Raw genomic sequence first — 754 nt, 5'->3', positions numbered from 1 at the left:
GATCTCGTTCGGGACGAAGGGCGGCGAGATCGAGATGGACGGGCAGCGCATCGCCGTCCCGGTCTCGACCGACCAGATGAAGATGGTGGCCAAGCTGTCCGGCGGGCAGTCGTACACCGCCACCACCCTGGGCGAGCTGGAAAAGAGCTACAACGCCATCGAGAACGAGATCGGCTACCGCACGGTGCCGGGGCCGGGCAGCTCCGGCTGGCTGCGGCTGGCCGTGCTGACCGCCCTGATCGCGACCGCGCTGGCACTGCTGATCAACCGGCGCCTGCCCAGCTGACTCAGGCGGGCAGCCTGCGGTTCAGCAGGAGCCCAGCCAGGATGGCGCCGGCCAGGACGAACGCGCCGAGCAGCATCCAGGCCAGGCTGGCGTCGCCCTTCACGGTTTCGTAGCCGATCTGGCGCTGCAGCGTCGAGTACACGTTCTTCAGCGAGTCCAGGCTGTCGGCGTGGAACGACTGGCCGTCGGTGATCTCGCAGATCTTCTGCAGGGTCTGGTCGTCCACCGGAACCGGGATGGTGGCGCCCTCGTAGTCGACGGTGCCGTACGGGGTGCCGAACGAGATCGTGGAGATCTGCACGCCCTCGGCCTTGGCCAGCCGCGCCGCCGTGTAGACGCCGTCGTGCGGATCGCTGGGATTGGAAGGCTTGTTCTCGCCGCCGTCGGAGAGCAGCACGATGCGGGCCGGCGGCGGTTTGTCGCCACCGGCGACCGCGGTGGCGCTGATCGCGTGCAGCGCGGTGAAGA

The 754-nt window shown here is 68.7% G+C and carries 2 pseudogenes; one reads left to right on the top strand and one right to left on the bottom strand.

Features of this window, described 5'->3' with window-relative positions:
• Window positions 1–286, top strand: a pseudogene (locus A5646_RS25860) (hypothetical protein); the annotation flags it as partial.
• A 1-nt stretch (window position 287) separates the two neighbouring features.
• Here A5646_RS25860 and A5646_RS25855 read toward each other — a convergent pair.
• Window positions 288–754: pseudogene (locus tag A5646_RS25855) on the bottom strand (hypothetical protein); the annotation flags it as partial.

The organism is Mycobacterium sp. 1245499.0 (assembly GCF_001673615.1).
Taxonomy (GTDB): domain Bacteria; phylum Actinomycetota; class Actinomycetes; order Mycobacteriales; family Mycobacteriaceae; genus Mycobacterium; species Mycobacterium europaeum_A.
Note: the sequence above shows the minus strand (reverse complement) of the source record. Positions and strands in the feature narration are given on the sequence as shown.